This is a genomic window from Sphingomonas zeicaulis (assembly GCF_050433225.1).
In the GTDB taxonomy this organism is placed as follows: Bacteria; Pseudomonadota; Alphaproteobacteria; order Sphingomonadales; family Sphingomonadaceae; genus Sphingomonas_D; species Sphingomonas_D zeicaulis.
In genome coordinates, this window is the sequence record NZ_JBNPXQ010000022.1 from 1 (window position 1) to 14,314 (window position 14,314).

Genomic DNA, 14,314 nt, shown 5'->3' on the forward strand with positions numbered 1-14,314 from the left:
CAAATCCAGCCATCCGGCCACGGCTCGCTCGGGTCCACATCCCAAGCTTGAATCACACCCCTGGCAGACGTTCAACACATTCTCAAACGGGCTCTGAGCCCTTAAGATAAAATCATAATAAAAATCTATCACTCTATTCCGCTAATCCTAACCATCTCAAATATTCTAGCTTTTCTTCAAACGTCATCTTCTGAACCATAAAGTTATCAATTTCATTAACCACTAAGTGGTCTGCATTTATCTCGCCGATAACGGTTCCTTTGATAATCACTGGGCGATCGAATGTGTCATTCAACTTCGTAAATCCGCTCCACGTTTTATCTTTCGCAAATTCTAAACCAATTTTCTTCTTTGGACAGTCCGAATTTAAAAATAGATATCCGTGCTCAGGTGAGCCTATTATAATTCCCTTCCACGTCACATGCGTGCTGTTCCAATTTGATCGACTTCCGTTCATGGAGCAAATACTGCGCGATTCGCTGGAGAGATTGCCGCATGCCTCCAATAAAGTTAAAAATACTAAAAATAGAGCTCTCAGGTTCAATCTCATTTATTCTCTCCACGCGCACAATACGTGAATTAAATTGCATAATAATTACCTATCGATGCGGGCAGTTTTGACCTGGAAACGGCTCCTGCCACCCATTATCGGAATTTCCGTTTGAGACGGTAACGCAACTACCTAATGCGCCACCAAGAACAAAACTTCGAAATTGACTCGGCGTAAAGTCGTTTTGATGCGTAATCTGAAGTGTCCAAGCCTCCACCGCAAACGCACGAAATTCGCGTCTAAAAACGTCTTTAAGGCCGGTTAGATCGCCAAATTTCTGTTGATCGAACATATGAGTCATTTCGTGCGCGAGAGTACCAGCAACACTTCTTGAAGATGAATTTCTTATATCAGCAAGATCCAACGTGATTCTGTGTATACCACCATCAAATATGTAGCTCCCGAGGTTGATACCTCCAGCATCACCGTCCGAGACAACAACATCATCTCCCGTTTGGGCGAACGACTTAGCCAATTTTCCAATTTCCTGCGCATCCGAGGATGGAAGATGTGAGCCGGTAGCTGGAGTATTCGCGGCACGTTCTATGCTCGCCAAGGCAGCTTTTACCTCCGCACAAGTCTTTTCGTTATCACATACATATAAGCCGGTTGGATCTGTTGAATTGATGGGATCGTTCCCGACATAGGCATAGAGATTGATCTGGTCATCGTAGCCGATGGGATCGGTCTGCAGAAAGCGGCCGAGCGTGGGCGAGTAGGCGCGCGCCTTGTAGTGGTACATGCCGAGCTCTGCGAGCCAGGCTTGGCCGGTATACTGAAACCGCCCGACATTGCCGGACTGCGGCAGGCCATATTCATCATAGCGATTGACGCCGTGCACCGTGGCGCCGGTGCTGTCCGTTACCAGCACGACGCTGCCCTGCCAGTCGGAGCGCAGGATGCGCTCCGCCGCGGCCGTGTAGGCGCTGCCCTCGTACCACATGATCGGATCGTCGGCCTTCACGTCCGAACCGTGAACATATCGCCTGAGCATATTGCCGGCGCCGTCATATTCCAGCGCCAGCGCGTCGCCATCATACACAAACCTCTGCGTACCAGCCGATCCACCTGACACCTCATAAAGCCGCCCCAGCGGATCATAGCGCAGGTTGGCCACCTTGGCACCAGACGCTGCCACCAGCCGGTTCTCTATGTCGAAGGTGAAGGCCGACGAGCCATCTCCGGTCAGATTGCCGTTCGCGTCGTAACCGAACGCCGTCGTCCCCGCGCCCGTGTACTGGTTGAGACCGTTGGTCGTGTAGGCACGGTTGACCGCATAGTGACCGCTGTACACGAACGCATTGTTGCTCTTCGTCAGCTGCGTTATCTGGCCCGCCGGATTGTAGCTGAAGCCGTAATCGTTGTCGTATCCAACAGCGCCTGCGGGATCGTTCGACAGCCCGGTCAGGCGCCCAGCGTCGTCATAGCCATAGCTGGTGTTGACGCCCCCGTTGAATGTCTCGCGCAGCAGCCGGTTGTTGTAGCCGTAGTTCGCAACCGCCACCGTGCCCGACCGAAGGACCGACGTCAGCCTGTCGAGTCCGTCATAGGTGTAAGTCGCAAGCTTCGCATCCGGCCAAGTGATCCGCGTCCGATTTCCATCAGCATCGAAGCGGAACGTCAACTCTCGCGAGACGCCATCCATGTCAAGCCTGGTCGAGGTTTGCCGGCCAAACCCGTCATAGCCGTTCGTCACGCCTTCGCCGGTCGCGCTGTCGAAGCGCGCCCAGATCTGCAGCCCGCGTAGATCATAGCCGTAGTAGACATCGCGCGTGTGGGTTGGCGCAAGCCCCACCCGCTCCGGCACGATCTTTCTCGCCATCCGGTTCAACGCGTCATACTCGTAGGTCAGCGTCGAGCCGTCGCGCTTCCGGAACGAGGTCCGGTTGCCATTGGGATCATAGCCATATTGCTCGAAATCGCTGCTGTTCAGCGAACCCGCGGTCGATAGTGCCCCCGCTTGCGATCCCGGATTGAAGCCGGTCGGCACCGTCGTCGACGGGAAGATCCACTTCGACTGCCGGTCGAACCCGTCATATTCGAGCTTCGCCCGGTTGCCCTTAGCGTCGATCACATATTCCCGCTTGCCGTTCGCGGTGTAGCTGTAGGTCACGGTATCCCTGACCGTTGTCCCCACGCCCCGCTGAACCTGTACGAGTTGACCGGCATCGTCATAGACATTCTTCGTGATCCGGTCGTCGCCAAAGGTCCCGGCCGCGCCCAGCGTACACGCACTCGCGGGCAGCGATCCATAGGCCGACACGTTCATTCGCACCGCCGTGCACTCGAGCTGCCCGACATTGTCGTAGCTGAATTGCGTCAGCCCGAAGACATTCACGCCCGACGTCCGCTTCTCGGTCAGCTTCCGACCCATCGTGTCATAGCCGATGTCGGCCTGCTCTTGGACCGTGAATCCAGCCCACATCAAGGGTGCGACATCCTCCGACTGCCAGTTCGCCAGCTCGCCTTTCTCGATTCTGGTCAATCGCCCGGCGCTGTCATAGGTGTTGCGCGTCGCAGCATGCGCAAGCGGCCCGGCCCCGTCGGGATCGGGCAGGATCACCCCCGTCTGGCGACCCATCGCATCATAGCGGAAGCCGGTCGTGAATGGCGACGCAGTCGCTTGTGCGAAGCCAATCTCCGCGGTCGCCAGCCAAAGCAACGCAAGCACGGTGCCCGTCGCTGCCGCTGAACCATGGTTCGCATTGGTCACGGGCACACCGCCAGCGCCGCGCGCGGTTTTGTTTCGCTGATCTTGCGGCCGTGGATATCATAACCGAAGCAGGTTCGTAAAGGCTGATTGTCGGCTCTCACGACGATCCCGCGCAGCAAAAGATTATTCGGGCCACTATTCGGCCCATATTCGTAATCCATAATGACCTCATCCGCCGCGCCGCCAGCGCAAGTGATGCCGGACGCCGCCGTTGTTCGGCAATAGCGGACGCGTGTCAGCACCCAGACTGGCGTCGCGGCTTGGACATACGCGGTCCCGGAAGCATCCCTGATCCATGCATAACGCTGTGCATAGGTATACCGCTTCTGGGGAGCGATGCCCCCCACCGCCGGACCTGTCTCTGTCAATACGCCGCCATGGTTCGAGTCATAGGTGAATGTTGTTACATTGTCGTTCGAATCCGTCGCGGTTAGGGGCTTCTCGCAAACTTTCGGATTCACGCATGGCGAGGGAAAGGATGCTTCCGGACCAATCGCAGCGAGAGCAAATCCGGGCTTTGCAAACATGCGCGTTTGCGTCGGTTGTCGCACCATCGGATTCTCATATGTGTACTGCGTGTAATTGCCTTCCGGATCTGTCTTCCTCGTAAGAACCAGAGCCTGATTGATGTGCTGATAATATTGAAATGACCATTCCAAGCCCAGCTGGTTCCTGATGCTGATCGGCTTGCTCGTGCCGCTAAATCCGTATCGAACCATGGTATTGTCCGGTGCCTTCACGTCCGTATGATCATTAAACGGGGTCACTGACCAATGTTCATCATTATACTGATATGTGTAGGACCAAGCCGCACCATTTTTTAAGACCTGCGACTTTACCTTTCCCGAATTGGGATAATAATTGATCGTCATATCCGGCGAAGCGCTTCCTGGAATCGTGATGGTCGAAATGCCAATCGCTCCGTAGCCGTAGGTCGTCACATTGCCACCTGCGTCCGTAAAACTTGACAGTTCACAGCTGTTAGACGTCGGGCACGAATATCCATATTGAACGAATCTTGATCCACCTGGGCATGGTGAGGACACAGAAGCGAATGATTGAGCAGTATTTACTGCACAAACCTGCGTGAGCATCATTTGAGTTGGCCTTGGCGCGTAATGCATGCCAACTGCAAATCCGCGGTTGCTGCTGACGAGCTTCAACAATTTGTTGCTGTCGTACTCGAAAGACCATTTCGTACCGTCTGCGTGAACAATGTCTGTCGCGAGTGCGCACCACGGTGCGGGACTGGTGCCTTCCACGCCAGCGGATCGGCAGCCCTCGTTGAAATATTCCGAAGCTGCAAAATTGATAATCGTGCCGTCAGGGCCTGTGTAGGTGAAGGGACCCATCCAGGACGACATGGTCAATTGCTGATAGCCCCCGGATCCACCTTCATATGTAAGGGTTCCCATATAGGGATGGTAAAAGGTCTCAACCTGCGATCCCCGGACGACGTAAAACCGGTAGCTCGGTCTACCTGGGCCAGCTGGTTCTTCTATGAATTTGGAAACATACAGCCTAACATCGAGACTGTGTGTCGTCGCGTAGCCGAAGAAGCCAACACCGCCACCACTGGCATTGTTGATGCGCGTGAAGGGGATTTGCGAAGCCGGGTCGGACGATCCTGCAACAATATCCGTATTGCTGTATAGAAATGTACCTCTTTGGAGGTCAACCTGTCCTTCCCCGACAAAATAATCTTGCTGTGGCGGCAATCCCTGCGCCATCACTGAAGCTGGTAGAATTGCAAGGCATGCTAAGCCGGTGAGCAAATTCCATATTAATCTTGAACAAATTGCCCTAGAATACCCAAAAGAGGTTATAATAGGTGTGTGGAATGAATACATTGTATGCACCATACCTTCTGGCTCGCGACAAAGCCCTGCTTACGATTGACCAATATTTGGCAAGAACGTCGATTGATATCGAGCCAAGAATGCGTCCAGCTGCATCTGGCTTCCTCGTTCTTGATCCGCGAAAGGAGCAGAGCAGCGTTCAATGCCATCCTCGATGATTTTTCGGGATCGGCTATTCGTTCGGGTGCTCGTCACCCTCAGTGACGGAAATGGCCGGCGCCTCGCTTGTGGGTGCGCCGCTTCCAGCCGGTGCTCCAGTCACCTGTACGCGCGTCCGATTATCGGCCCGATCATAGCTGTACGTCGTCGATACGCCGCTACTAGGCCCGCCGGAACGGGCGACATTCGTCACCCTGCCTTTGGCGTCGTAGGTGAAGGTTGTCGTCTCCTGAGCGCTGACGGCGAAGGACGACCAGGTGTAAAATGCGAATATTGCATATCGCAGGAATTTGCGCATCATCACCCCCGTGATTCAACTGACACTTCCACCCTATTTATAAATTAGCGATATCCTGCTCTCCTTGCAAGATAATCGGTCGAAATTATCCCGTCGTATCCGATGGCATCCTATGGCGATAAATCCCGTTGTCACCACTGAGCATCGGGCCAGTTGTCATCAGCCGTAAAGAAGTGCCTCAACAGCAAGCCAGAGGTTCTCCGCTCAACGCCAGTTCGTTATGGCTGGACGAGAATGTCGCTGACCATCCGGCCTTGGGTGGTGCGCTCGAGCTGGACGATGACGCCGATGGTGGTGCGGATATAGGCCAGCACATCCTCGCGCCTGAGCGTCGAGCCGCCCTCCAGCACGAGCAGCGCGAGCTGCTCGACAGCGCCAGTGACGCTGTCTGCGTGGATTGTCGTCATCGAGCCGGGATGGCCCGTATTGATCGCGCGCAGGAAGGCGAAGGCCTCGGAACCCCGCAGTTCGCCGAGGATGATCCGGTCGGGTCGCATCCTCAGCGATGCCGTGACCAGGTCGTTCGCGGTTACGGCGGCCTGACCGAGCGCGCCGCGCGGTGCGATCAGACCGATCGCATTGTCGTGCCGGAACCGGATTTCAGGCGCATCCTCGATGAAGATCACTCGCTCGTGCGGCGGGATCTCGCCCACAAGCGCATTAAGGAAGGTCGTCTTGCCGGATGAGGTGCCGCCCGAGACGAGGATGTTCAGTCGGCGCCGCACGGCTTCGCGCAGGCTTCCGGCGATATCGCCCTGGCCCAGCATCGCCTTCATGCGTTCCTGCGGACGCGACCGCTCAGCGTCGGATGTCCGCACATGCCGAAAGGCGTCTGCTGCGACATAGTCATCCAACGTCAGATCCGACGAGACATGCTTGCGGATGGCAAGCGCCAGATGGTCCCGGGCCGCGGGAGGCACCACAATCTGAATGCGGGAGCCGTCGGGAAGGCTTCCCGACAGCAGAGGGTGCTCGGCATTGATCCCCTGATGATTGAGCGCAGCGACCTGCCGCGCAAGTCGCGCCAACAATTGATGGTCGAGTGCCGCCATTGCCTGGCGCTCGATTCTGCCGCCAAGCGTCTCGATCCAGAGTTCGCCGGGACGATTGACGTAGATGTCGGTCACGTCGGGACGGGCCAGGACATCCGCGAGAGGTTCGAGAAAGCTGTCGAGATAGACCGAGCCTTTTTGCAATGCGCCGATCATGGCTTGGTATCGGCCTCGGTGAAGTCGAGATCGCGTGCGACGAAGACGCTGATGCTGGTGCCCTGTCGGACGCTGAGGGTCGGCGGGATCTCGGTCGGGCGCACACCGGTCCCCGATCCCGAGAGCGAGCCTGGCAGGGCCACGACCACCGAGCCATCGGCGGAACGCGCGGCGAGGTTCACGCCGATGTCCAACGCCGACTGGAGGATCGCGCCCGAGAAGCGCTCGAAAAAATGGCTGTTCACCCGCGCCCGAACGCCGCCTTGACCCACCGGGTCGGTGGTCGGCGAGCCCAGAGCGATAGTGACACCGTCGGGCCGGATCAGGCGTGTCCAAATGACGAAGGCGCGCTTCTGTCCGGGCGATGTCTCGGCACGATACTCGCCGATGAGGCGGCTCCCCCGGGGGATAAGCACGCGGGTGCCGTCGAAGCCGTGGACGTTGCGCTGCACCAGTGCCCGGGCATAGCCCGCGCCCGAAGAGTTGAGCGCCGATTCGAGCACGGCCGGGATCAATGTGCCTTGCGATACGGTGGTGGGCCGGTTCGACATTGCGCTTGCGCGGCTCCGCGCCGGACTGCCGCCGGGAGCCTCGCTGGTAGGCGCCTGAGCGCTGCCGGCGGGCCGATCGCCGCCGCCTTGCGGCTGCGACGTGTCCACCACCAGAGCCGCGCCGCTGCTCGTCCGCGGCGGCGGCGGTGCTGGCAGAGGAAGAGGCTGAACATAGGGCGCCGGTGCCTCCGGTGCCGATGCGGGGGGTGTCGGCCGCGGCGGGACGGGCGTGGGTACAGGCACAGTCAAGCCTGGAGGCGGCGGCACAAACGCGCCTCGCGACGGCTCGGGCGGAATATAAAGCGGCGGCGGCGCGTCCGACTGAACGAGATCGGATCGGCTGGCACGGACTGCCGGGACCGATTGTGCGCGGCGACGAGACTCCAGGATGCTGAACAGCAGCAATGCCGCCACCACGAAGCCGATCGCGATCGCAGCCCCGGAAAGACCGGTGTTCGGTCGCGTGACGCGGGGCAGGATGCCGCGCTCCGTCTCCGTGGGCGGCTCGGTTGGCGACGGGGGGTCGGACGGGCTCACTTCGCCTGTTCCCGCGGCAGGAAGCGCCGGGCATGCGCCGTCTCCCGGTCGATCCTAAACAGCAGATGCGCATGCACGCTGTCGATGACGTAGAGGTCGCCGCGCATATTGCCGTTCGCCAGTCGCTCACGGCCGCGCTCGTCGACGATGAACACCGCCGGCAACGCGACATCCTCGCCCCAGCGGATCCAGGTCTTCTCGCCATCGTCGCTGATCTGCTCCGGCTGCAGCATCCGCGACCCGCCGAGGCGATAGCGACCGATCTGCTCGGCCGGAGTGGCGGTATCTGGCGCTTGTGCGCCCTCCTCAGCGGGATAGCGAAAGCGCACCTCATAGGGCGGCTGGCCATTGCCGGCGGCAACCAGATCGAAGGCGTAGAAGCGCGCGTTCGTCACGATCGTCATGTTGGTGTCGACACCGCCCTGGACCGGCTTGACGAAGAGGATGTTGCCGCTGCGGTTCGCGCTGACCTGCCACGCGCCGCTGTCGCCGACCGCGATGTTCTGGATCTGCTCATCGGGAGCGAGGGCGATCGTCGTCTGGTAGCCGGGTGCACCCCCGATCTGGACGACCTGGTCCCGCCGATAATCGACAGCCTGGATGCGGGGGTCCCCGCCGGTCGGCTCCGGCAGCACCTGTGCCTGAGCGCCGGAGCTAAGTGCCAGGAGCAGGCAGAAGATCAGGCGGGACGTCACGGTTGCGCTCGAACCGTAGCGGCCGCGGGGCCGGGGCTGGCCGGTTCCGCCACGGCGGCGGGGGCAGGAAGCGCCTCTGCACTCTTGCGATACGCCGTAACGGTAAAGCCGAGCGGATTTATCATCCGGTCCGCCATGCTCGCCGGCTCGCCGCTGTAGCTATAGTGGATCACCGACATCCAGGGCTGCGCGGGCTGGACCTGCCCGCCGGCATCGCGCCGCTGCGTGTCGTAGCGCACCATCGCCACATCCTTGCCGAGCGGGGTTACGCTCTTGACCTGGACATCGATCACCGTCGAGCGCGGCAGCCGGACCAGCGGGCTGTCGGGGCTGGAGACCTGGATGCCGGCGATATAGCTCCTGCGGGCGGTGCCCGCGGACCAGAGCGCGACCTTGCGATAATCGTCCTGCAGCGCGTTGATGTCGAAGCCCTCGCGCGCGATCACGTACTGGACGAGGAAGGACTGGGTCAGCGCACGGTCACCCGAGATGGCCTCCGGGTTCAGTGGCTTCAGCGGCTGGACGTATCCGGTCTGGCGATCGACCAGCAGCGTGTAGGGCTCGACGGTTTTAAGCGGCGTGAGAAACATCAGCGCCAGCGCCTCGCAGACGGCGACGACACACGCCGCTCCCGCCACAGACCAGGCGACGCGCCGCGACTTCCGCAGCGAATCATTGCGATCCCTGGCCCAGCTGTCGGCTTCGGCGAAATAGGCGTCCAATGCTTCCCGCGCGGGCTTCTTCACGATCGACGATCCCTGGCGGAGGCGCGGCTGGAGATCCGGCTGCGTGTTCTGCGACCGCCACCGTTCTGCACGGGGGCGACAGTACTGTAAGCATCCGCTGTCCCGCGAGCCGCCAGTGATCGGCTGAGCATCACGGCCCGCGAGCCGCTACCGGTTTCCGCCGCCCTATCCTCGCGACGCTGGTTGCTCGCCACCGCGTCGGCGATCGCCGCGGCGCGCGAGCGACCCTCGATCGGCACATGCGTCTGCGTCACGGGACGAGGTGCTTCGGCGCGCCCCATTTCGCCAAACGAAGGGACCGGAATCAGCGCCTGTATCCACGCCGGAATGCGAAGGCTCATCGCCACTCGTCCGACCACCAGCATCAGCGCGACGAGGCCAATCGCAAAAATCGTGCTGGCAGCGAGCAACTGGGCAGGCGCGCCGATGATGTCGAGATTGCTTTCGCGCCGCGCGAGAAGGTGACCGAGCCATGGCTCCAGAAAGGCAAGCTCGACACCCAGCGTGATCGCGATCGCGAAGCTGGCCAGCGCCGTTCCGATCAGCGCCTTCACCCAGCCCTCGAACAGTCCGCGCGTTCCGTCGAACAGCAGGAAGCCGGCGAACAGTGGCGCAAGTGCCAGCAACATGCCGGCGCCGATCCGGACGACGGCGAAGGACAGGATCGTGCCGACCAGAAAGATCACGCGCGCGAAGCCAAGTGCGAAGGCGTCGAAACCGATAAAGGGCGGCGGGGCAACAGCTGGCATGGTCATCATGCCATCGAGACCCGGCGGCGGCGACCCCACGCCCTCGATAGCGAGCACCGATAGGGCCTGGTCGACGCCGTTGAGGCGTGCGACCAGGCCGCCGCGGCCGCCGGGCAGGTCGGCGGCGGTACCGATCGAACTCGCAAACTCCGCAGGCGCATGCAGGACGATGTCGTAAACAAGCGCCTGATAGGCTGGCCAGCTGGTGGCGAGCATCAGCACCAGTCCGATCTTGACGAAGGTCAGCACACCCTCGCGGATCGACGGCGTGTGCCCGAGCAGCATCCGATAGCCGATCAGGGCGATCAGCAGGGTCACCATGCCGGTGAGCATGACCGATGCCGTCGAACTCGGAGTTGCAAGCGCGCGGTAGCCCTCGGCACCGATCGTCTGCGCCTGGCAGTCGAGGAAGGCGATCATGCCCGTCGCAAGGTTCTCGGTGGTGGGCAGGATCTCGCAGGTGCCCGGCATCACGCACGCTCCATGAGGGGTTCGTACCAGGCCTCCGGCGCATCGCCACGCTCTGCGCGCAATTCATCGAGCAGACGCACCGTGCGTTCGCGGCCCGACAGGATCGTCAGCAGCTCGCGCTCGCCAGTGAGGTTGAGGCGGGCGACGACGCTCTCATTGCCATGCTTGATCAGAAAGCAATGCGCATTGTCGGGAAGCGAGCGGATCAGATCGAATTCATGAGGCGTAAGGCCGAAGCCTTCGACATAGTCCGCCGCGCGCGCCTTGGGATTGGCCATGAAGATCTGCGTCGCGGCCTGCTCGATGATCGCGCTGGCGATCCGGCTCTCCAGTGCATCCTGCGCGCTCTGCGTGGCGAAGCCGACAATGCCGTTGCGCTTGCGGATGGTCTTCTCCCAGTCCTTGATCCGGCGCACGAAAACATCGTCGTCCAGCGCCTTCCAGCCCTCGTCGACGACGATGATCGCAGGACTCCCGTCAAGACGCTCCTCGACCCGGTGGAACAGGTACATCATCGCCGGGGTCCTGACCGCCGGATCGTCGAGCACCTGGGTCATGTCGAACCCGACCGAGCGGGCGGCGAGGTCAGTCGCATCGACCTCATTGTCGAACACCCAGGCACGCTCGCCGTCCCCCCACCATGGTCTGAGCCGCGACCACAGGTCGCCGGAATGCGGGCGACGATCGCCGCGGAACAGCTCGACGATATGGCGCAGCCGGCGATGCCGCGGCGGCTGCGCGAAGCTGGCATCGACCGCGTCCTTGATCTGCGCGAGCTCATCGAGCTCCGCGCCGCCGGCGAGTACCGCGAGCCATTCGATCAGGAACTGGCGATTGGCCGGATTATCCTCGAGCTGGAGCGGGTTGAGGCCGGAGGCATGACCCGGCCGCAGCACATCGTAGCGGCCACCGATCGCGCGGATGAAGAGTTCACCGCCGCGGTCCTTGTCGAAAAAGATGATCCGTGGATCGAACTTCCGCGCCTGGGCGAGCAGGAAGTTGAGCACGACGGTCTTTCCCGAGCCCGACGGGCCGATCACGGTGAAATTGCCGAGATCGCCCTGGTGGAAGTTGAAGAAATAGGGGCCGGCAGCCGTGGTCTCGAACAGCGTGACCGCATCGCCCCAATGGTTGCCCTGGGGCTGGCCGAGCGCGAAATTGTGCGCACTGGCGAGCCCGGCGAAATTGCCGGTCGAGACGAGGCCCCGCCGGGCGATATATTTGAAGTTGGCTGGAAACTGGGCCCAGAAGGCTGGCTCAAGCGCCATTTCCTCGCGCACCGAGATGATACCGAGGTCGGCAAGCGCTGCCTGTGTCTCGGCGATTCCGGCATCGACCTCGGCGGGGGAGGCGCCGCGGATCCCGATCGTCATATGATGCTCGCCGAACCCGGCGCGTCCCGCCGCGACATCATCCTTGGCATTGGAGAGATCGGCGCGGAGGCTGAGCGCCTCATCCTCGGCCGATCGCATGCGCCGTAGCGTCAGGTTCATCCGGCCGAGCGCGAGCTGGCGCTCGACGAAGCCGAAGGATTGCGACACCACCAGCTCGAAGGGCAGCCGCAGCAGCTCGTCGAACATGCCCGCACTGGTTTGCCCCGGATAATCCTTGATCGAGACCAGCCCGAGATAGGAGCGCTCGGCGTGCCCCGCCGGCCCCAGCTCTACCGTCTCCTGTCCGAAGCTGATCCGGCGGAAGGGGATATAGGCGCCAATGTCCTGGGTCGGCAGCCGCACGGGGCGGGTCTCACCATTGAACAGCGTCGCGAGGAATTCGATCGGCTCGGAACACAGGCCGTTCTCGTCCTCGTAGACCGTCAGCAGCGAGGGCTCATAGCTGCCGAGAGCGGCCATCAGCGCCTCGCGGGCCGTGTCCAGCGCACGTAGTTCCTGGACGGCTTTCTCCTCCGCCGGGCCGGAGCGGCTCATCAGATCGCGCAACCCATCGAGCAGTCCGACCCGGCCCTGCAGCGGGCGGCGGATGAGCGTCAGGTAGAGATCGTTGACGTAAAGCTGGCGGCGGCCGAGGCGCTGCTGCCAGATCGCATCGAGTTTCGCGGAGAAAGGGTCGCCGAACTGACCATCGATCCCGGCATCGACCCGGCGACGGATGATATGGTGGTAGATCGCGAAGCGCGAGGAGCCGATCGCCTGCAGCGTCGCGTCGCGGAGCCGCTTGCGGTAATTGATCTCATCTGTGTCCGCGGTCTCGAACAGCAGGCCGCGCAACGCGATGACCTGCATCAGCAGTCCGTCGCGGGTCTCGATCGTATGCGCGTCGACGTGGCGGGCATAGGGCAGATGCCGTCCCGCCGGCGCCTCACGTGCGACAATCTTCCGGCTGCCGCCTATGGCCGGTAGGAGTTGCATCGCCAGATCGCATGGTTGCGCACGCGCGGGCAGCGGCCGACCTTCGCGAGCCAGAGATCGAAGAAGCGGGGCTCGCGCACGCAAAGCACCACGCCGATCAGGTGGATGCCGAGTGCGATTGCCAAGGCCCAGGCGGTGCGAAAGATGAGGAAGGCCTCGGTGGCGATAACCGCATTGCCGACGAAATAGCTATAGGTGACGCCGGCGAACATCTGCGGCCGGGTGAGGGCGACGAACACCCGGTCACGCTCGACGCGGTCCATGCCTCAGCGTCCGAGGCTTGCGGTGGACTGGATGCCCGCGACGATGCTCGCCGCGCCGAACAGGATGAAGCATCCCAGGATAACGGTCGCGCCGTAGCGCCAGTTTAAGCGACCGGTCAGCATCAGGAAGCCAACGGCGGCGACCGCGATGACCGCGGCCACGGTCGCGATCGTTCCAAGCAGGGTCCCTTCAATCCAACGGACGGCAGCCACGAGGACGCCAGACCCTTCTGGATCGGCCAAATCCTGGGCCGATGCAGCAGTGGTTATGGAAGCTGCTATCAGCGCCGCGCCGCGTCCGGCCAGTTTGGCCAATAGTCCTCGCATTTCAATCGCCCCCGATGCGGATTAAAGAACCCGTTCCTCGTGTTGATAGAGCGCCGCGCTCAAACTTGCCAACCCCGCACGAACGAGCGCGGTCGATTTTCGCTTGCGATTGAAAAGATACTCACGGAAACTGCTTCTCGGGCAAACAGGGGCCATATGGGTTATCGCTCAACTCCGCTCACCGATCCGCCTTCGATGAGCGCGGTCTCGCATGCCGTCGAATGGGTGTCGGCAATATCGCTTGGGAGCATTGCCACCCTTGTCGCTGGCGTCGCTGTGGCGGCAATCGGTTTTCTCATGCTGACCGGAAGGTTGCCGCTGAAGAGGGGCGTCACTGTGGTTTTGGGCGGTTTCATTCTTTTTGGCGCGCAGAACATTGCTGAGGCTCTGATCAATTCCAGTACAGATTTAGCCTACGAAACGGAAAAGGCGACGACGCAACTGGAGCGCCCGGCGCTCGCTCCAGCCGCGCCCCGCAGCTATGGCTATGATCCTTATGCGGGCGCATCGGTTCCGTTTTAGGCCGTAAATCCATTAACCGGCTTGAGCTTTGGCCGTGTGCGTGATTCAGCCTCCTCGTTGACGAGGAGGTTGAATGGCGCGGCGACCTTACGAACTGACGGATCGAGAATGGACGATCATCGAGCCATTGTTGCCGAACAAGCCGCGAGGCGTTCCCCGGGGTGATGATCGTCGGGTGCTGAATGGCATTCTCTGGCGGTTTCGGAGCGGCTCGCCATGGGCGGAGATCCCGGAACGCTATGGGCCACCGACCACCTGCTACAACCGGTTCGTCCGCTGGCGCAAAGCTGGGGTTTG

Annotated in this window: 13 protein-coding genes; 2 read left to right on the forward strand and 11 right to left on the reverse strand. The window is 61.1% G+C overall.

The annotated features are described in order from the left end of the window. Positions 1-133: 133 nt before the first annotated feature. The 11 genes from FHS96_RS29260 to FHS96_RS29310 form a co-directional block, all read right to left on the reverse strand. Entirely contained in the window at positions 134-550 is a 417-nt protein-coding gene (locus FHS96_RS29260; protein ID WP_429600368.1) for a hypothetical protein, read from the reverse strand. Positions 551-599: 49 nt separating this feature from the next. After that, positions 600-3,263, reverse strand: a complete 2,664-nt coding sequence (locus FHS96_RS29265; protein WP_429600371.1) for an RHS repeat domain-containing protein — start codon at positions 3,261-3,263, stop codon at positions 600-602. After that, positions 3,260-4,993: a hypothetical protein gene (locus FHS96_RS29270; RefSeq protein ID WP_429600374.1), complete on the reverse strand. Its 1,734-nt coding sequence runs from the start codon at positions 4,991-4,993 to the stop codon at positions 3,260-3,262. The genes FHS96_RS29265 and FHS96_RS29270 overlap by 4 nt, the downstream gene beginning before the upstream one ends. An 804-nt stretch (positions 4,994-5,797) precedes the next feature. Next, complete coding sequence (gene virB11 / locus FHS96_RS29275) at positions 5,798-6,787, reverse strand: P-type DNA transfer ATPase VirB11 (protein ID WP_429600377.1); 990 nt, start codon at positions 6,785-6,787, stop codon at positions 5,798-5,800. Further along, entirely contained in the window at positions 6,784-7,449 is a 666-nt protein-coding gene (locus FHS96_RS29280) for a TrbI/VirB10 family protein (RefSeq protein ID WP_429600379.1), read from the reverse strand. The genes virB11 and FHS96_RS29280 overlap by 4 nt, the downstream gene beginning before the upstream one ends. A gap of 422 nt (positions 7,450-7,871) precedes the next feature. Continuing rightward, on the reverse strand, positions 7,872-8,570 hold the full coding sequence (locus tag FHS96_RS29285) for a TrbG/VirB9 family P-type conjugative transfer protein (RefSeq protein WP_429600382.1): 699 nt from the start codon (positions 8,568-8,570) through the stop codon (positions 7,872-7,874). Continuing rightward, on the reverse strand, positions 8,567-9,316 hold the full coding sequence (locus tag FHS96_RS29290; RefSeq protein ID WP_429600385.1) for a VirB8 family type IV secretion system protein: 750 nt from the start codon (positions 9,314-9,316) through the stop codon (positions 8,567-8,569). The genes FHS96_RS29285 and FHS96_RS29290 overlap by 4 nt, the downstream gene beginning before the upstream one ends. After that, positions 9,313-10,536, reverse strand: coding sequence for a TrbL/VirB6 family protein (locus FHS96_RS29295; RefSeq protein WP_429600387.1), 1,224 nt, complete (start codon positions 10,534-10,536; stop codon positions 9,313-9,315). The genes FHS96_RS29290 and FHS96_RS29295 overlap by 4 nt, the downstream gene beginning before the upstream one ends. After that, entirely contained in the window at positions 10,536-12,905 is a 2,370-nt protein-coding gene (locus FHS96_RS29300; protein WP_429600389.1) for a VirB4 family type IV secretion/conjugal transfer ATPase, read from the reverse strand. The genes FHS96_RS29295 and FHS96_RS29300 overlap by 1 nt, the downstream gene beginning before the upstream one ends. After that, on the reverse strand, positions 12,884-13,168 hold the full coding sequence (locus tag FHS96_RS29305; RefSeq protein WP_429600391.1) for a VirB3 family type IV secretion system protein: 285 nt from the start codon (positions 13,166-13,168) through the stop codon (positions 12,884-12,886). Before FHS96_RS29305 ends, FHS96_RS29300 begins: the two co-directional genes overlap by 22 nt. A 3-nt stretch (positions 13,169-13,171) precedes the next feature. Beyond that, positions 13,172-13,453 (reverse strand): TrbC/VirB2 family protein, encoded by a 282-nt coding sequence (locus FHS96_RS29310; protein ID WP_429600398.1) that lies wholly within the window; start codon positions 13,451-13,453, stop codon positions 13,172-13,174. 198 nt (positions 13,454-13,651) lie between these two features. Here FHS96_RS29310 and FHS96_RS29315 point away from each other — a divergent pair, with 198 nt between their 5' ends. Together FHS96_RS29315 and FHS96_RS29320 are read left to right on the forward strand one after the other, a co-directional pair. Continuing rightward, positions 13,652-14,017, forward strand: a complete 366-nt coding sequence (locus FHS96_RS29315; protein WP_429600393.1) for a TrbC/VirB2 family protein — start codon at positions 13,652-13,654, stop codon at positions 14,015-14,017. Between the two features lie 73 nt (positions 14,018-14,090). Beyond that, on the forward strand, positions 14,091-14,314 hold a 224-nt coding region (locus tag FHS96_RS29320; protein WP_429600395.1), incomplete at its 3' end, for a transposase.